Annotated in this window: 17 protein-coding genes and 1 tRNA gene; 7 read left to right on the forward strand and 11 right to left on the reverse strand. The window is 62.7% G+C overall.

Features of this window, described 5'->3' with window-relative positions:
• Nucleotides 1-95: 95 nt before the first annotated feature.
• The gene (gene fosX, locus ABD923_RS17590; protein ID WP_259554189.1) at nucleotides 96-500 is read left to right on the forward strand and encodes a FosX/FosE/FosI family fosfomycin resistance hydrolase; all 405 of its coding nucleotides are present in this window, start codon (nucleotides 96-98) and stop codon (nucleotides 498-500) included.
• Between the two features lie 42 nt (nucleotides 501-542).
• On the forward strand, nucleotides 543-1,424 hold the full coding sequence (locus ABD923_RS17595) for an alpha/beta fold hydrolase (RefSeq protein WP_259554187.1): 882 nt from the start codon (nucleotides 543-545) through the stop codon (nucleotides 1,422-1,424).
• A gap of 123 nt (nucleotides 1,425-1,547) precedes the next feature.
• On the opposite strand, the gene ABD923_RS17600 is transcribed toward ABD923_RS17595, so the two are convergent.
• Nucleotides 1,548-2,324, reverse strand: a complete 777-nt coding sequence (locus tag ABD923_RS17600; RefSeq protein ID WP_259554186.1) for an AraC family transcriptional regulator — start codon at nucleotides 2,322-2,324, stop codon at nucleotides 1,548-1,550.
• 121 nt (nucleotides 2,325-2,445) lie between these two features.
• Between ABD923_RS17600 and ABD923_RS17605 the strand changes: the two genes are divergently transcribed.
• Entirely contained in the window at nucleotides 2,446-3,603 is a 1,158-nt protein-coding gene (locus tag ABD923_RS17605; RefSeq protein WP_259554185.1) for an MFS transporter, read from the forward strand.
• Between the two features lie 303 nt (nucleotides 3,604-3,906).
• Nucleotides 3,907-4,821 (forward strand): arginase family protein, encoded by a 915-nt coding sequence (locus tag ABD923_RS17610; RefSeq protein ID WP_259554184.1) that lies wholly within the window; start codon nucleotides 3,907-3,909, stop codon nucleotides 4,819-4,821.
• A gap of 262 nt (nucleotides 4,822-5,083) precedes the next feature.
• Here ABD923_RS17610 and ABD923_RS17615 read toward each other — a convergent pair whose 3' ends face one another.
• Nucleotides 5,084-6,370 carry an MFS transporter gene (locus tag ABD923_RS17615; RefSeq protein ID WP_259554182.1) on the reverse strand — a complete coding sequence of 429 codons (1,287 nt, stop codon included), beginning with the start codon at nucleotides 6,368-6,370 and terminating at the stop codon, nucleotides 5,084-5,086.
• Between the two features lie 88 nt (nucleotides 6,371-6,458).
• Between ABD923_RS17615 and soxR the strand changes: the two genes are divergently transcribed.
• Together soxR and ABD923_RS17625 are read left to right on the forward strand one after the other, a co-directional pair.
• Nucleotides 6,459-6,905, forward strand: coding sequence for a redox-sensitive transcriptional activator SoxR (gene soxR, locus ABD923_RS17620; RefSeq protein WP_259554180.1), 447 nt, complete (start codon nucleotides 6,459-6,461; stop codon nucleotides 6,903-6,905).
• 120 nt (nucleotides 6,906-7,025) lie between these two features.
• Complete coding sequence (locus ABD923_RS17625) at nucleotides 7,026-7,430, forward strand: hypothetical protein (protein WP_259554179.1); 405 nt, start codon at nucleotides 7,026-7,028, stop codon at nucleotides 7,428-7,430.
• A 78-nt stretch (nucleotides 7,431-7,508) separates the two neighbouring features.
• Here ABD923_RS17625 and ABD923_RS17630 read toward each other — a convergent pair whose 3' ends face one another.
• Nucleotides 7,509-8,000, reverse strand: coding sequence for a hypothetical protein (locus tag ABD923_RS17630; RefSeq protein ID WP_259554178.1), 492 nt, complete (start codon nucleotides 7,998-8,000; stop codon nucleotides 7,509-7,511).
• 182 nt (nucleotides 8,001-8,182) lie between these two features.
• On the opposite strand from ABD923_RS17630, the gene ABD923_RS17635 reads away from it, so the two are divergent.
• Nucleotides 8,183-8,449: a hypothetical protein gene (locus tag ABD923_RS17635; RefSeq protein WP_259554177.1), complete on the forward strand. Its 267-nt coding sequence runs from the start codon at nucleotides 8,183-8,185 to the stop codon at nucleotides 8,447-8,449.
• 98 nt (nucleotides 8,450-8,547) lie between these two features.
• On the opposite strand, the gene ABD923_RS17640 is transcribed toward ABD923_RS17635, so the two are convergent.
• From ABD923_RS17640 to ABD923_RS17675, 8 genes are all read right to left on the reverse strand, one after another.
• A tRNA-Ser gene (locus ABD923_RS17640) sits at nucleotides 8,548-8,637 on the reverse strand.
• Nucleotides 8,638-8,823: 186 nt separating this feature from the next.
• Nucleotides 8,824-9,540, reverse strand: a complete 717-nt coding sequence (locus ABD923_RS17645) for an alanyl-tRNA editing protein (RefSeq protein WP_259554176.1) — start codon at nucleotides 9,538-9,540, stop codon at nucleotides 8,824-8,826.
• Between the two features lie 2 nt (nucleotides 9,541-9,542).
• Complete coding sequence (locus ABD923_RS17650) at nucleotides 9,543-12,002, reverse strand: DUF3772 domain-containing protein (protein ID WP_259554175.1); 2,460 nt, start codon at nucleotides 12,000-12,002, stop codon at nucleotides 9,543-9,545.
• A 4-nt stretch (nucleotides 12,003-12,006) separates the two neighbouring features.
• The gene (locus tag ABD923_RS17655; protein ID WP_259554174.1) at nucleotides 12,007-13,032 is read right to left on the reverse strand and encodes a cysteine synthase A; all 1,026 of its coding nucleotides are present in this window, start codon (nucleotides 13,030-13,032) and stop codon (nucleotides 12,007-12,009) included.
• A gap of 61 nt (nucleotides 13,033-13,093) precedes the next feature.
• Nucleotides 13,094-14,215, reverse strand: coding sequence for a gamma-glutamylcyclotransferase (locus ABD923_RS17660; protein ID WP_259554173.1), 1,122 nt, complete (start codon nucleotides 14,213-14,215; stop codon nucleotides 13,094-13,096).
• A 4-nt stretch (nucleotides 14,216-14,219) separates the two neighbouring features.
• Nucleotides 14,220-14,660 (reverse strand): TrgA family protein, encoded by a 441-nt coding sequence (locus ABD923_RS17665; protein WP_259554172.1) that lies wholly within the window; start codon nucleotides 14,658-14,660, stop codon nucleotides 14,220-14,222.
• Between the two features lies 1 nt (nucleotide 14,661).
• On the reverse strand, nucleotides 14,662-15,873 hold the full coding sequence (locus ABD923_RS17670) for an SAM-dependent methyltransferase (RefSeq protein WP_259554171.1): 1,212 nt from the start codon (nucleotides 15,871-15,873) through the stop codon (nucleotides 14,662-14,664).
• Between the two features lie 85 nt (nucleotides 15,874-15,958).
• Nucleotides 15,959-17,377 (reverse strand): cryptochrome/photolyase family protein, encoded by a 1,419-nt coding sequence (locus ABD923_RS17675; RefSeq protein ID WP_259554170.1) that lies wholly within the window; start codon nucleotides 17,375-17,377, stop codon nucleotides 15,959-15,961.
• Nucleotides 17,378-17,476 lie beyond the last annotated feature (99 nt).

Here is a 17,476-nt window from a genome sequence, read left to right on the forward strand (position 1 = left end):
CCCGATATCCAATCGAAACGCCAAGAGCGAAAGATCCGCCGGTCTATGCCTGGACAGGTTTTGCCGGCGCCACTGAATTCTGAAGAGGAGACACCGTGATCCAGGGATTGAGCCATATGACTTTCATTGTGAGAGACCTCGACAAGATGGAAGAGGTGCTCACGCAGGTTCTCGATGCGAGGAAGATCTACGACAGCGGCGAGAAGACCTTTTCGCTGTCGAAGGAGCGCTTTTTCGACATTGGCGGCATCTGGGTCGCGACGATGGAGGGCGACCCGCTCCCGACCAGGACCTACAACCACGTCGCCTTCAAGATGTCGCCGGACGACTACGACGACAGGCTGCAACGGATCGTATCCCTTGGTCTCGACGTTCGGGAAGGCCGGTCACGCGTCGCGGGCGAGGGCCACTCGATCTATTTCCATGATCACGACAATCACCTGTTTGAATTGCACAGCGGCACTCTCGAAGACCGCTTGAGGCGCTATGCCGATGCGTGAATGCAGCCGGCTGGCAAGCCTGAAAAAGGAGGACCTGTTCAAGTGAAGGCCACGAGAGCCGGAGCACTCGAAATTTGCTACGAAGAGAGCGGTCCGGAAGACGGCAAACCCGTCATCATGCTTCACGGTTTTCCCTACGACGCCCTTGCCTTCGATGCGGTCTCCACCAGACTGTCTGCCCGTGGTTTCAGGTGCATCGTCCCTTATCTCAGGGGCTTTGGTGCAACGCGATTTCTCTCCTCGGCTACAATACGGTCCGGTCAACAGGCTGCGCTTGGTGCTGACCTGATCGCGCTGATGGATGCCTTGCATATCGATCGAGCTTTTCTCGGCGGTTTCGATTGGGGCGGTCGGGCTGCATGCATCGTCGCCGCACTCTGGCCCGAACGCGTTCTCGGTCTCGTAAGCTGCGGGCAAGGCTACAACATTCAGGACATCGCCAGCGCCCGGCGGCCCGCACCGGCCATAGAAGAAGCCCGCTACTGGTACATGTTCTATTTCAACATGGAGCGAGGCCGCGCTGGTCTGGCGGAGAACCGAAACGATTTATGTCGCCACATCTGGTCTCTCTGGTCGCCGAGTTGGGCCTTCGATGAAGACACTTTCGCTCGCACGGCCGTGTCCTTCGAGAACCCCGATTTCGTCGACATTGTCGTCCACTCCTACCGTCACCGTTTCGGTGAAACCCCCGGCGATCCTGCGCTTGACCAGATCGAGCGAACACTGGCCAGGCAGCCCGACATCGGCGTACCGGCTATTGTGCTGCAAGGCGCAGACGATGGTGTAGACCCGCCTGCTTCCGATGACGCTGACGCTGTCCATTTCACGAACTTCTACGAGCGACGGATCGTCGAGGCGGCGGGACACAATCCGCCTCAGGAGGCCCCCGACGCCTTTGCCAAAGCCATTCTCGACCTCGCCTGAATGTCGCGACTGGCGTCGAGGGGCGGAGTGCCGCTGCGCCTGCTGTCGACGACGCCGGTCCATCACGTCCGGCTTCTTACTCGGCGCGTCGAACTGGTGCTCCGAGCCCGGCTTGTACATTCGTCAGAGTGTAGCGAAAGCCGGCTTCGCGACGAACTCGCGTGGGCTCACGCCGAGGGTTTGGCGAAACATATAACTGAACGCACTGGTCGACTCGTATCCCATGTCCAAGGCAACGGTCGTCACCTTCTGACCGCTCGCCAACAGCGATACCGCATGAAAGACGCGGGCATGACGCAGCCATCGTGACGGCGGCATTCCTGTTTCGGAGATAAACAGTCGTTCGATTGTCTTCCGGCTCGCGGGGGCGTCCGAGAGCCATGCATTGACCGAGCGAATATTCCCCGGATCATCAAGCGCTGCTTCGGCGAAACCCCGAATGCGTTTGTCTTGCGGCATTACCAGGGACAGCGGGACATCCTGCGCCGATTGGATCTCGAGGCGAAGGAGCGCATATAGAGCGCTGATATGTCTCGTCGTTCGGGCCGTGAGCCCGTCGGGCATGGTCGCCCTGAACAGCGCGCCCAGAAGCGGCGTCATGGCGAAGACACGGCAGGTACTCCCAAGCCGTTCTGCCTCATCCCGACTGACATCGACGTAGCGCATCACGTTCTCGGACCCGAAGCGCAACCAGTGCTGCGCATTTGGCGGAATCCAGACTGCCATGGCCGGGCTCAGGAGCAGAATGCGGTCAGGCGTTCCGACATACATCGAACCTGAATCAGCCGAGATGAGCTGGCCGAACTCGTGCGAATGCCAATCGGAATTTTCTCCCGCTTCCTGGCTTTCGATGTCCCCAAGGTACCGTGGGCGCTTCGTTCGATATTGGTTGATGTTCATGGGTGACGAATTCTCGATACTATTTGTCCGACCTTCGACTGAAAGACATACCGTGAAAGAGTAACGTCCGCCAGAAGACCGGACGGCGGGTCCGGTTCCTTGCTTCGGTTGGCAGCGAAAGATGAACAAACGCGCGCTCATGACATGGTTCGCTGTGGGCCATCTCGCCAATGACTGGCCGATTGCCGCGCTTTGGTTGATTGCGCCTGCCGCCGGGCATTCCATGGGCTTGTCGCCCGTAGAGGTTGGCCTGCTCTTCACCTTGTTCAACCTGGGCGGCGCGTTGGCCTACATTCCGGCCGGGCGTATGGCGGATCATGTCTCGAACCGCGGGGGTCTGCTGGTCGTCACCTTCTGGTGGGTGGCGATCGGGTATGGGTTGGCCGCCCTTGCACCCGGGTTCTGGAGCCTCGCCGTACTCCTGGCCGTTGCCGGAATGGGCAACGCAGCCTGGCATCCGATTGCGACCGGCGTGCTGACCCGCGACAACAAAGACGGTCGCGCCAAGGCTTTGGGCATTCACGCCATAGGCGGGTCTTTCGCCGAGGTGCTGGCCCCCTTATCGGTCGGGTTTCTTCTCTCGGTCGTCGACTGGCGCGGTGCTTTGGCCATCTCCGTTGTTCCCACGATCCTGTGTGGGCTGTGTTTTCTGTGGGTGGCGCGTTCTGTCCCGGCAATCGAAGCCAGGAAGGCGAACCGGGACGACCTCAAAGGCTTGATCCGTGCATGGCGGACAGGTCGCGGTCTGCGCATAGTCGCGATGATCTGCCTCTACAACATGGCGTTGGTCGCGCTCCTCAGCATGATCCCGCTCTACCTCGCGACGGTCCACGACCTCAAGCCAGCCAGCATCGGCATCATCTTCGCGGCCTTGCTGATCACCGGGGCGCTCGCACAGCCGTGGGTCGGAGCGATGTCTGATCGCGCAGGGCGCAGTCCGGTCCTCGTAGTCGGCAACGGTATCGCGGCGCTTTTTGTAGCTCTCCTGGCCGTCAATCCGCCCTTTTGGTTTGTGATCCCGGCGATGGCTATCGGCGTTGCGTCGCTCGATGCGATCCGGGCGGCGATGCTGGCCAGCGCTGTCGATCACTCAGAACGGAGCGAAGGTACGATCCTGGGCCTGGCTTTTGTTCTGATGGATGGGGTTGGAGCCCTTGGCGCAGTTTTGGCCGGGATGGCGGCGGGTGTTTCTTGGCAGGTCATGTTCGCGCTCGCGGCGGTCTTCGCGCTGACGGCTTCCATTCTGAGTGCGGGGAGTGTCGGCGAGAATGCTCACTGATCGGCAAAGTCGGATGAGATCGGTTACCTGGCTCCCTGTCGGTGCACCGTGGCTCGGCTTCCGCCCACGAACATGTCGCGGCGGTTCGCGCCTCGACTCGCGTCGAGAAGCCCCTGGGTTTATCCGGCGTTTTGACGAAATCGGGCGTCAGCGCGCCGCCGGTCAATTCGAACCGGAAGACTCCTTCGATCTCTTGTCCGCCGAAACGGATGTCTCGCTTCCGCGTGACCATCGGACCCTACAGATTGATCCGGGTGCAACGCCCTATACGCCAATAGTGGTTACAGCAATCGAGACCAACCCATGACGCCGCTTACAATCGTTGACGCACCGTCGAGCGCCGGCGCTTACGCGCCTGGCCAAGAGAAGGCACCGATGGCCATGCGTGAGGCGGGGTTCCACGAGCGCTTGCGCGCTGCGGTGAGCGACTATGACGAGATCACCGACATTGAAACTTTTCGCTGGCGCCCCGATCGCCAACGTCCCAATGCGATGAATGCTCAAGCAGTTATTCACACCGCGTCGCGTGTCGCCTCCTCCGTCGCGTCCGCAGCGAGCGAGGGTCGCTTCGCCGTCGTGCTCGGAGGTGACTGTACGGTTGGTATTGGAACCGTCGCTGGACTGGCTCAGGTGGAGCGAAGGCTCGGGCTTATCTACGCTGATTATGACACCGACCTTCAGACGCCCGATACGACGGACGATGGTGCGCTGGATTGGATGGGTGTTGCGCACATGCTCGATCTGGCGAACAGCGACGACGCGTTGGCCGCACTTGGATCGCGACGACCCTTGCTACGGCCTTCGGATGTGCTGCTGTTCGGTGCGGGCAACATCACGCCAGCCGAGCACGAACGGATCAGGTCGCTGCAGCTCCGGACTATCGGCAGCGAGCGGGTGGCGCAGAATCCAGAAGCCGCCGCTCGCGAAGCTCTGGACTGGGCGCTTGGATTTGATGCCCTGGTTCTGCACTTCGACGTCGACCTGATCGATTTCGAGGACTTCCCGCTATCGGAGAACCTACGGCGGAAACAGGCATTGACCTTTGATGCCGCCATGACGGCACTCGGATTGCTCCTGTCGGCCCCGAAGCTTGCGGCCCTCACGGTGACAGAGGTCAATCCCGACCATGATCCGGGAGGAAACCTGGAACGCTTCTGCGAGTGTCTGACAGACGACATGATGCGCGGACGCGGGTGGGGATTGGCGGCGTCTGCTTAAAGTTGGCTGAAAAGACGCTTGTCCTGGAACGGTCCATTCCGCTTCCTGGGGTTGCTTCGTCCCGAACCCCGTCGCGAGCTTTGATAACATAGCCCTGTTCGCACTGACCGGGTTCCTTCTGTCGTGCACGCCTGGTCCCGCCAGTCCCATTGTGATGGCCCCCTCCATGCGTCAGGGGGGTGCAACGGCTTCATAGCCACGGTGGGCTCACCTTGATTGATGCTGCACGATCGACGAAAGCCAGCTTTGACGATCCGCGCCTTTACTGAAATCCTCTGCTCAGCGGTCGCCACGACAAGCAAGCCACAATGAAAACTCCGGCAGCTGCAATGAAGAACGGCGTGGTCAAGGCGGTCGGGCGCCCGAGCATGTCCGTCGTCAGGTTTACGATGGCACCAGATGCGACAAGCCCAAGGGGCATCATGCCCCATGCAAACAGCCGATAGACGCTGTTCACGCGACCTCTGATCCCGTCTGGTACGACGCGCTGGCGATAGGAGACCGAGACCGTGTCCCATACGATACCTGTGAGGTAGAAAAAGAACATCGCCCCTGCGACCAAGATTGGCCCAGGCGCCAGGGCAATGAGCAGAAACAGCGGCGCTGCCGCCAGATTCATCCACTTGGCCAGGGTGCCTTTGGAGAATACTTTCAGCAGTGGGGTCACGACCATCCCACCGACCACCCCCCCGACAGCTCCAACCGCCAGTATCAGCCCATAGGACGTTGCGCCGGAATTGAGATTTTCCTGAACGTGCAGAACAAGCGCGATAATCGCCATTTCGGCGAAGAGGTTCCAGAAACCGGTGACCAGGACCAACACACGCAGCATCGGGTGGCCGATGACAAACCGCAGGCCTTCTGCCAATTCGACGCGCCAGCTCTTGGCCCGTTCCTGCCTTGCTGCGGCTTTGAATGACCCGGAAAGGGAAGCTGTGAGAAGTGCTGCGCCGGACAGGGCGAGAGCAATGACAAGAAAAGGCGACGGCAGAAAAAACGCGATCAGGAACGCTCCTACCGCAGGGCCCGCCATCTCGTTTCCGACTGTCTCGATGCTGCCGAGGATACCATTCGCCCGTTCCAGTCCTTCAGGAGGCACGATTGCCGGAAGCATGGCTTGAGCGGCATTGTCTCGCGCGACCTCCGCACAGCCAATGGCAAAGCCGAGACAGAGCAGCGCCGCATAGAGCGACATGTTTTCCACGCCATTCTGTGAAGGGTCTGAAAGCGGCAGGCTCATCAGTATGAGCAGGCCAGCGACTGCGTAGGCACAAGCGCGGATGACATCACACAGCACTATCAGTCGCTTGCGATCTGCACGGTCCGCCATAATGCCGGACGGCAACGCGAAGAGCACCCATGGCACACGGAACGCAGCCGGGAGAAGGGCAATCCAAAGCGGGTCGCGCGTCAACAGGGAGGCCGTCCATGCCCAGGCGACCACGGCAATCCCGTCCCCAAGATTGGCAAGTCCCACAGCAGACCCAAAGCGCACGAAGCGCCCACTTTGCCGGCTCGGCCCTGTGCCTGTTTTGGCCGTCTCGCTCACATTGTTGCCCTTCCAAATCGACGTCTTTCCTGATGTGATACCCCCTCAACTTAAGTTGAGGTCAAGGGTCGAATGAAGAGGTTCCGAGATGAGTGAGCTATCGGTAGGCGAAGTCGCCAAAAGAACGGGAGTGTCTGTATCCGCCCTTCATTTTTATGAGCGAAAGAACCTCATTAAACCGAAGCGGACCGCCTCAAATCACCGGGTCTACCCGCGCAATATCATCCGCCGAGTCACGGTTATTCAGATCGCACAACGCGCAGGCCTTTCACTGGCCGAGATTGCGCGTGCGCTTGACACCCTTCCCGACGATCGTGCGATCTCGGCCAAGGATTGGGCTCGGGTTTCTACCGTTTGGCGGGATGATTTGACCGCACGTATCGCGCTACTGACCAGCTTAAGGGACGAGTTGACCGGGTGCATCGGCTGCGGCTGCCTAAGCGTCGATGAATGCCCATTGGCCAATGCGGGCGACCGGCTGTCTGAGCTTGGGTCCGGTCCCCATTTGCTTGGCGCGGCTGGTTCGAAGAGTTGACCTCGAAATCCGAAAGCGGGCGTTCATGTACCAAGTCGCAAGGTCGGCTCGGGTCCGCAGACCGATATCGCCGCCATTGCCGGTTGGCTGGCCCAAGCGTCGCGTTTCAAGAAAGCGCCCATGTCCGGTGAAATCGCGTTTGGGCCGTATGCTACGATCTTGCCAACCGACCCGTATACGACGGACTATCCCGACGTCGCGGACCTCGCAGAAGGGGGCGCGGTGTTTTTCGTGCCCACATCGCAGCTCGTCAAAGTTTCGGTGCCGCACTTGGACATGAAGCCCGAAGGCCACCCGGTCTTGGTCGAACGTATCCGGCACGTGTTCACGTTCAAGTTTGGCGGCGATCTGCCCGACGTCTGGACCCTCGCAATCGCCAATCCGGCAACCTCGATTAGCGACGTGCCTGCCGCCGAAGGCTTGGTCGGGCTTGACCTCGACGCCGTTGCGATCTTGGCCGTGCCGATCTGGACGCTTCCCGCCGAAGACCGCGCGACCATCGCGGAACTGTGCCGGTATCCGTAGCGTTCTCCGCATTGTGGTGGCGCGGCGCTCTCTGCGGCAACGCCCCACCGCATAGGCGCTGGCATGGACCAGCGCCGATTAGGCCGCGTTTTCGGGCGCGGCCTCTTTTTGTTCGATCTGTTTGGTTTCAGGGCGGGCAATGTACACGCCGTTGTCTTCGCCGCCGTCGTCTTCGTCCTGGTCCGGGTCACGCATCACCGGAAAGTCGAAGACCGCAGAGTATTTGTTTCGCCATAGCGCATCCTGCGCACCCGCAATTATCTTGCGATCAATCCCACGCTCAAGCATGTCGTCGATCGTGTCGTAGGGCACGAAAATCATATGAGATTTTCCCGGCTCTAGGGAAACGGGCAAGCCAGTTTCGATTCCGTCAAAGATCATCGAATTGTGTACCCAACCTACACGCCGCATTAGACGTTTGAACTCCCAAGCGTGTTTCACACGGTCAATCAAGCCGGTTTCTTCGTAGCGATAGAGGAACGAAACGTTCGAGATATGCACGGTGTGGGCAGACGGATTCTGCAAAGAGACGTAGACGCCCGAAGTGTATTCGCCGTCTGTTTCATCCAAGCCAAGCACTAGCTTGACGTCAAACTTGGGCCTAGCACGGGCGACGTTCCAAACGAAAACGGCTGTAGAAAGGACGGCGGCATATATTGCTAAGTATTTGGTTATGTCCATCGAAACTCACTGTCGCATACCCGGTCGCATTGCACTATATATGGTGTCGCAGCGCGAGGGAACAACAGTACATGGTCAGCATCAAAGATCACCCGTTTTACATCCGTATGAAGCAACTGCCGCCGAAAGAGGTTGCAGCATGGGTCTTGGGCGACACGCCAGTAGAGAAAGCCGAAGACAAGGACCGCAGGGCCGCGTTTCGTCGGGTCGCAAAGCACATCATGGGCGGTCGTGCAGAGCGAACGAAGTATGGCTTCAACTCCGACACGAACGGTGAAATCGCACGGGCGATGGAATGGGCGTTCAAGGCCGGGCAGAAGGCCGCGAAAGGCAAATGAACTAAAGCCGCCTGTGGACAGACTGTGGGTAGCGAAAAATCGCCCCGAACGAAGTGCCGCTTAGATCATTAAAATAACACAATAATATTGGAGTAAAGTGGCGGAGAGACAGGGATTCGAACCCTGGAGACGGTTTCCCGCCTACACGCGTTCCAGGCGTGCGCCTTCGACCACTCGGCCACCTCTCCGTGCGCGCCGGGATAGCGCCCGAGCGCGGTCTGTGCAAGCCTTAGAAGGATGGAAAATCACGCGCCCTGGCAGAAGGCCGGGAACCAGCCGGAGAAAGCGCGCTGGACCGGTGTTTGCCGCGCAACAACCCGCAAAGACCGCCGCAAGAAAGCAGGCGTTGCAAGCAAACGAACGCGCTGTCCCGGTCAGGTGAGCGCGAGCGTCACGCGGCGGTTCTGTCGCCCCTTTTTCTCGATCTTCGTGATGGTCAGTTTGCCGATCTCGCCCGTGCGCCCGACATGGGTGCCGCCGCAGGGTTGCAGGTCGATCTGGTCCTTGCCCTCGCCGATCCGCACGAGGCGGATGCGCCCTGCCCCGCGCGGTGGTTGCACAGACAGCGTCTTGACCAGCGCCGGGTTGGCGTCGAGCTCCGCCTCGGTGATCCAGTCCTCGGTCACGGGCAGGTCGCGGGTGACGAGCGTATTCAGCTGGCCTTCCAGAATGGCCTTGTCACCCGGCGCGTCGGGCATGTCGAAATCCAGCCGCCCCTTGTCGGCGCCGATGGCCCCCCCGGTCACGGGCAGCGGGATCACGACCGACAGAAGATGCAGGGCGGTGTGGATGCGCATGTGGCCGTGACGGCGCTCCCAATCGAGGTGCTGGTCGATCTCGGCGCCGACGGGCGGCAAGGCGCCGGGCTCGGAGGGGACAAGGATGATGTCCTCGCCCTCGCCCTTCACGGCGGTGGCGATGGTCAGCTTGCCGCCCTCCCAGACCAGTCGCCCGGAATCCCCCGGCTGGCCGCCGCCGCGCGGGTAGAACACGGTGCGGTCAAGAAGGATGCCCCCCTCGTCCGTCAGGCCGGTCACCGTGGCGGTGGCCGATTTCCGGTAGGGGTCGGTGCGAAACAACATCTCTGTCATGGTCAGGTGTCCTCGGGGCCATCGGGTGTGGCGTCGTCCTGCGTCATGGCCTCTTCGATCTGGGGCTGCTCGGCTTCCAGGTCGATCTCCTCGTCATCCTGCCCGACCGTCCTGGGGGTCGGGCGCAAAGCCTCGGGATTGCGCAACCAGATATCGCGCTGCGCGAAGGGGATCTCGATGCCTTCCTCGGCAAAGCGTTCCGCGATGCGATGGTGGATCTCGGTCTTGACCGACAGCATCTGGTTCACGTCACGCAGGATCGCGCGGATGCGGAAATCGAGCGAATCCGCCCCGAAGCCGAGAAAGTCCACGCCGGGTTCGGGAAAGGCCGCGACGACAGGGTTTTCGCGCACGATCTCCATCAGGATCTTCTCGACCTTGCGGGTGTCGGTGCCATAGGCCACGCCCACGGTGATGACCGCCCGCCCGATCGTGTTGCCCCGTGTCCAGTTCGTCACCGTACCGGCGATGAAATCGGCGTTGGGCACGATCACGTCGGTCTTGTCGAAGGTCTCGATCCGGGTCGAGCGCACCGAGATGCGCTTGACGATGCCCATGTAAGAGCCGACCTCGATCCAGTCGCCTTCGGAGATCGGGCGCTCGATCAGCAGGATGATGCCCGAGACGAAGTTGTTGACCACGTTCTGAAGGCCAAAGCCGATCCCGACCGACAGCGCACCCAGAACGAAGCCAAGCGCCGTCAGGTCGATGCCGCCCGCGGTGATGGCGATCACGGCCGCAAGGCCGATCCCCACGTAGCCCACGCCCGAGGTCACGGCATTGCGCGCGCCGGTGTCGAGCTTGGTGCGCGGCAGAACGGTCGACCGCAGGGCGCCCTGCAAAAGCCGCGTCGCCACATAGCCCAGGGCGAAGAACAGGACGACGGCAAAGATATTGCCCGGCGTGATGCGCGCCTCGCCAATGGTGAAGCCTTCCCAGAACCGGGCATAGACCTCGGCCAGTTGCTCGGGGCGGACGCCCCAGGTCAGCGCGAAGAACGGAAAGGCTCCGAAGGCGAGCAGGAAATTGACGACGATCGGCAGCAGCGCCTCGGAGGCGGAATCGTGGGTCGTGCGGAAAGCGATCGCGTAGAGATCGCGCACCACCGGCTGCAAGGCCACCAGAACGCCGAAGATCGCAAGGCTGAGCGCCGTGGGCACCATCAGCGACTCTGCCATGTTCACGTAGCCCACGACCGCCAGCGCCGGGCCCGCGACCGCCACGAGGATCAGCAGCCGCTGCACAAGGCTGAGGATACGCCGCATGAACCCGGGCGACTCGTCCTCGCCCGTTTCGGTGCGCCCGCTTTGCAGCAGACGCGAGGCGCGCCAGAAAAACAGCGCAAGGCCGGCATAGACGGGCAGTTGCAGCACGCCTTGCGCCGCGGGCGGCACCTCGTCCATCGCGGCGATGGTTTGCATCACCACTGCAAGGCCAACGAAGAAGCCGATGATGAAGAAAATGCGCCGCGCTCGGGCACGCTGAGTGCCATCCAGCTCAAGCACCCCCATCGGCAGATCGCCGTCCGGGAACAGCCGCCCCCCCAGCCAGAGCGCGAAATAGGACGCGGTCATCAGCGCCGCGAGCGCCTCCAGGAGCGATTGCGCCGATGGGCCGATCAGCCCCGAGGCGACAAAGGCCCCGAGCACGAGGATCAGGCCGACCAGGGGGATCAGCATCTGCAAGAGCGACACGAAGAAGACCAGCGTCGGTCGTCCGCGCTCGCGCGTGTGCGCCTCCAGCCGGTCGGTCAGGCGATGCGTCCATAGCCGACCGCGCAGCAGGGCCACCAGCGCCACCAGCAGCATCACCACCAGCACCGGCGCGCTTTGCAGGAATTGCTCGCGCTGCGCCGGGTTGTTCAAGCGGCCCATGAAATCCGATTGCAAAGACCCGGCCAGCGCGGTCAATCCCGTCAGGGTCGGTGGCCAGTTCACCGGGTTTGCCGGGCTCGGCGCAAGCTCGAGCAACTGTTGCTGCTGGCGTGCGCTCAGCAGGTTGTCGATCTCGGTGATCAGCCCGTCGGCACGGGTATAGGCCTGGCTGGCCTCGACGCGGGGCACCTGCGCTTCCTGGAGTTGCGTGTTCAGCGTCGCGCGCCGTTCGGCAATGGCATCAGGTTCGGTTTCGCCTTCGGCCGGCGGTGCGCCCAGGGCATCGATCTGTGCCTGCAAGGTGTTGATCCGCGTCGAATTCGCGCTTTCCGCGTCAAGAAAGCGGGCGCGCCAATTGACGAGCGTCTCGCGCAGGTTCTCGAAGAACGAGGTCGAGGCCGTCCCGGCCTCGAGCAGGTTCTCGATGCGGGTCGCCTCGGACTCCCACGCCTCGTAATCGATCCCCGAGGCCGTCGCGGTCGCGGGGGTTGCCTCTTGCGCGAACACCGGCCCGTTGCCGCCCAGAGCGACCAAGCTCAGCGCCAGCAGGACAAGCGCGAGGCGCAGAGTTCGCAATATTGCCGTCATGATATCAGTCCTCGAAAACCGAGGGAATGCCGCGCGGCTCGGCCACCAGCCATTCGGGCACCGGCAGGCCCTTCTCGCGCAGGAAGGCGGGGTTCCACAGTTTCGACTGATAGCGCGTGCCGTAGTCGCACAGGATCGTCACGATGGTATGGCCCGGCCCCATCTCTTGCGCCATGCGCACCGCACCCGCCACGTTGATCCCGGACGAACCACCAAGGCAGAGCCCCTCTTCGGCCAACAGGTCGAAGACGATCGGCAGCGCCTCGCTATCGGGGATCTTGTAGCAGGTATCGGGGGTGAACCCCTCCAGATTGGCGGTGATGCGCCCCTGCCCGATGCCTTCCGTGATCGAGTCGCCGCCCGCCTCCTGCCCGGTATAGAGCTTGTAGAGGCCGGAGCCCTCGGGGTCCGACAGCGCGACCTTCACGCCCTTGGGCTGGAGCACCATGCCCACGCCCGCCAGCGTGCCGCCCGATCCCACGGCGCAGGCGAACCCGTCGATCTTGCCGCCGGTCTGGTCCCAGATCTCGGGGCCGGTGGTGTCGATATGGGCCTGGCGGTTGGCGGTATTGTCGAACTGGTTGGCCCAGATCGCGCCGTTTTCCTCGGATTGCGCAAGGCGTTCGGCCAGCCGCCCCGAATAGCGCACGTAGTTGTTCGGGTTCGAATAGGGCACCGCCGGAACCTGGATCAGCTCCGCCCCGGCAAGGCGCAGCATGTCCTTCTTTTCCTGGCTCTGCGTCTCGGGGATGACGATGACGGTCTTGAACCCCATCGACGCGCCCACCAGCGCAAGGCCGATGCCGGTATTGCCCGCCGTCCCTTCGACGATGGTGCCACCGGGCCGCAGCAGGCCCTTGTCCATCGCATCGCGGATGATGAACAGGGCGGCGCGGTCCTTGACCGACTGGCCGGGGTTCATGAACTCGGCCTTGCCGAGGATCTCGCACCCGGTGGCGTCGCTGACCTTGTTCAGCCGGATCAGCGGCGTGTTGCCGACGGCGGCGGCGAGGTCTGCATGAACGGTCATGGCGGGCCCTTTCGGCTCTGGCGTATTGGGGTTCAAGGGATAGGTGCCGCGGGGAGGATGATCAACCCGCCGCAGCCGCGCGCAAGCGGTCGTGATGGGCGATCAGCCATTGCATCGAAATCACCAGCGGCGCGTTCACCATGTCGCCACCCTCCAGCATTTCGACGGCAAGATCGAACGGCACGAGATGGCTCAGAATGTCCTCGCCCTCCCCCGGATGACCGCCCGTGCCGGTCACCTCGTCGGGCAGGTCGGCAAGCCCGATGTAGGAATAAAGCACCTGCGCAATGCCGCCGGGGCTGGGATAGTAGCGCGCGACGAAATGCAGATCCCCGAGATCGATCCCGGCCTCTTCCTGCGTCTCGCGGCGCGCGCTGACCTCCGGCGCTTCGCCGGCGTCGATCATGCCGGCAACCGGTTCCAACAGCCACGGCGACCGGTCGCCATGGGCCAGCGCACCGAAGCGCAACTGTTCGATCATCAGGACCCGGTCGCGCACCGGGTCATAGGGCAGCACGGTGACGGCATCGGCCACGTTGAAGACCGCACGGTCCACAAGGTGATCGCCCGCTCCGTCAAAGCGGCGGAAGCGCGCGCGCATCTCCTCGACGGTGAAGAACCCGTCATAGGGGTGGCGGCGTTCCTCGATCACGACATCCGACAGGTCGAGGCTGGCGCCCACATGGCCCGGGCGTCGCCAGCGGGAGGTGTCGAGGCGCGCCTGGGCCCGCGAGCGGATCATGCCGACAACGTGCCCCATATCGCCTGGCGCGACCTTGCCGAAGCGGCGCATGATCTCCTCGGCGGCAAGGCGGGTCAGATCGCCCCATTCGGTCATCCAGTCCGACAGCGACCAATCCGGGCCGTCCAGCTGCGAGCTGCCGCTGGCAGGGCGCCAGAGCTGAGCCTTGAGCGGACCATCCGCCGTTTCGACGGGCACCTCGACACGCACATAGTCGAATATCGCCTCGTAGAAATCGAGGCGCGCCAAAGCGCTGTCATCAACGCGCACAAGCAAGCCATGCGCCCCGGACCCGGGCACCAGCACCGGCCAATCGCCATCCTGCGCGCGCGCCGCGCGTTCGCCTGGAAGGGTGGCGGCCTCGGCCCTGAGCGGTTGCCCTGCAACGGCCTCGAACAGCGCCGCGTCGCGCAGCGTTCCAAAAAGAAAGACGGGGGTCATGCGGCTATTTCCAGAGCTTCGAAGCGATCTCGACCAATGCCCCGGCGATCATCCCGCCGATCAGAAGCGTGCCCCAGATCGGGATCGTCAGCGATTGCAGGAAATAGTCGCGGAACAGTTCCAGCGTCGCGATCACGGCCTCGCCCGGGCTGTCGTAGCGCAGGTTGGACGAGCGGCGGAACATCTCGCGCAGGGCAAAAAGCAGGATGCCGAAAAACGCCATCTGGACGGAGGTTCGCGCCCCCTGCCCGACCGAGGCCCCGATGCCACCGCCCGCATTGCCACCGGCCACCATCCACCCCTGCCACACCCCGATCAGGCCGATGGTCAGGGGAAAGTAGGTCGCTGCCATCTCCTCGGGAAACGTGTCGAGCACGAACCCCGCCGCAACCCAGCCGATGCCGAAAAACAGGATGGCCCCGACGAGTTTGGCAGCGGTGGGCATATCAGGCTGGCCTCTTGATCGTGATCTGCGTCACATCCGTGTTTCCGAAATGAAACGTCGCGGCGCAAGCACAGAGATAGAAATTCCACATCCGGCGAAAGCGATCGTCGAAGCCGAGGGCGGCCACGTCGTCCCATCTGCCGTTGAAGATATCGTGCCAGCGGCGCAGCGTCTGGGAGTAGCTTTCGCCGAATTCGATGGAATGCGAGACCTCCAGCCCGGCGCGTTCGACCTGCTCGCGCAGGACCTTGGGCGCGGGCAACATGCCGCCGGGAAAGATGTATTTCTGGATGAAATCGACGCCGCGCTTGTAGACCTCCCAACGCTTGTCCTGCACGGTGATGATCTGCAGGGTCGCCTGCTTGCCGGGCTTGAGCCGGTCGCGCACGGCGTTGAAATAGGTCGGCCAGTATTTCTCGCCCACGGCCTCGAACATCTCGATCGAGGCGATGCCGTCATAGGTGCCCGTCTCGTCGCGATAATCCTGCATCTTGATGTCCACGCGGTCCGACAGGCCCTCGCGCTTCATGCGCTCGACCGCGTAATCGTGCTGTTCCTGGCTGATGGTCAGGCCGGTGACACGCAGGCCGCGCTCCTTGGCGGCGTATTCGGCGAACCCGCCCCAGCCGCAGCCGATTTCCAGCACATGGTCCCCGGGCTGCGCGCCCATCTGGTCGACCATCGACTTGTATTTCGCGATCTGCGCGGCCTCCAGGCTTTCCTGCCCCGTCTCGAACAGGGCCGAGGAATAGGTCATCGTATCGTCCAGCCACAGGCCGTAGAAATCGTTGCCCAGGTCGTAGTGGTAAGAGATGTTCTTGCGCGCCTGTTTCTTGGAGTTCGACTGAAGCCAGAAGCGGAACTTTTCATAGGCGCGGATCAGGCCCATGCCCATGAAGCCGTCATAGATCTCGTCGTTCTCGGCATGGACGAGGTCCATGAAGGCCTGCAGATCGGGCGTGGACCACCATTCGTCGAGATAAGCCTCGCAGAAGCCCAGGTCGCCCTCGCGGATCAGGCGGCCGAAAATATCGGTGTTGTGGATGTGAAGCTCGGCCACGGGGCCCGGCTCGGGACCCTCGGCGCGAAAGACGCGCCCATCGGGCAGCACCATGTCCAGCCGGCCGCGGTCCATCTTTTGCGCCTGGTCGAAAACGGCGGTGAAATAGCGCGGCAGATGCGCCTCGCCCTTCGTGGTCGTCTTGATCGTCATATCCTGTCCCCTGTCCTGCGGCATCTTGTGCGGATGCCGCCCTGTTGCACAAGCCCGCCCTGTCCCGTGGCGTGGCCCTTTGTTTTCAGAAATCCCGGTTCTCATAGGCGTCGAGCGCCCGTTTGCGCCCCTCGGAGGCCGACATGATCGGCTCGGACGGGTAGTCGTCCGACGCCGACATGCCCCAGCTTTCGGGGATGGCGTCGAAGTAACTTTTCGCCGTGTCGGTCGCCGGGTTGGACGTTTCGGCCAGCCAGCGGCGGCGATAACGCCCGTGCTTGTCGAATTTCTCGGCCTGCGTCACGGGGTTGAACACGCGGAAATACGGCGTCGCATCGGGGCCGGAGCCGGCCGACCATTGCCAGCCCATCGCGTTGCTGGCCGGGTCCCAATCGACAAGGCAGTCCTCGAACCAATCCAGCCCGATCTTCCAATGACACATCAGGTGCTTGGTCAGGTAGGAGGCCACCAGCATCCGCGCGCGGTTATGCATCCGCCCGGTGACATACATCTCGCGCATGGCGGCATCGACGATCTGCATGCCGGTGCGCCCCTGCTTCCACGCCTTCACCTCTGCCTTGCGCTCATCCTCGTTCCACGGGAAGGCGTCCCATTCCTCGCGCCAGTTGCCCGACGTGATCCGCGGCGTGTGGTAGACGAGGTGATAGGCAAAGTCGCGCCAGACGAGTTCCTTCAGAAAGGTCTCGGCCCCTGTCTTGCCCTCGTCCATGGCGCGTTGCCCCGCCCACCAGCAGGCGCGCGCGCTGATCTCTCCGTAGGTCAGGTTCTCGGACAGGTGCGAGGTGCCGTCCTTGGCCAGATCGTCCCGCGCCTCGGCATAGGCGTCGATGCCATTGGCCATGAACGCCCCCAGGCGTCCGCGCGCGGCCTCTTCCCCCACGGCGAGATAGGGGCGCACGATCTCCGCCCCGCGCCGCATATCGGAAGCAAGCGCCCAGTCAGCGGGATCATCGCTCTCGGGCCAGCTTTGGGGTGCGGGAATATCAGGGGGGGGCAGAACCGCGCCGGGATCGCGGCCCCGCACGGCTTTCCAGAACGGCGTGTAGACCTTGTAGAACCCGCCCGATCCCGTCTCGACCGTCCAGGGCTCGAACAGGATGTGGCCCGCGTGGCTGACCGCCGCGATCCCGTCGGCTTTCAGCGCGGATTTGACCGCCTCGTCGCGCGTGCGGCTGTCGGGATCATAAAGACGGTTCCAATGCACTGCGACAGCGCCCGTTTCCTCGATCAGGGCGCGCAGAACGTCCAACGCCTTGCCGCGGCGAAAGACCAGGCGCGATCCGGCGTCGCTCAGCGCCTCGCCGAACGCCTCGGCGCCCAGTCCCAAGCGCCATTTCGGGGCCGCGCCGTGGGTTGCGACCACCTCGTCGCAGATGAACACCGGGATGACTGGCGCGCCGCTTTCACAGGCGGCCACCAGGGCGGGATTGTCGGACAGGCGGAAATCGCGGCGGGTCCAGTAGAGGACGGGGGCTTGGCTCATGGCGGGGTGAACAGGTCCGTTTCCTTTTCGGTTCCCCGCTATCTAGCGCTCGGTGCGGGCGATCAAGCCGCCCGGCACCTCTTTATCGCGTGATATCAA

The organism is [Roseibacterium] beibuensis, from assembly GCF_039542305.1.
GTDB lineage: Bacteria > Pseudomonadota > Alphaproteobacteria > Rhodobacterales > Rhodobacteraceae > Roseibacterium > Roseibacterium beibuensis.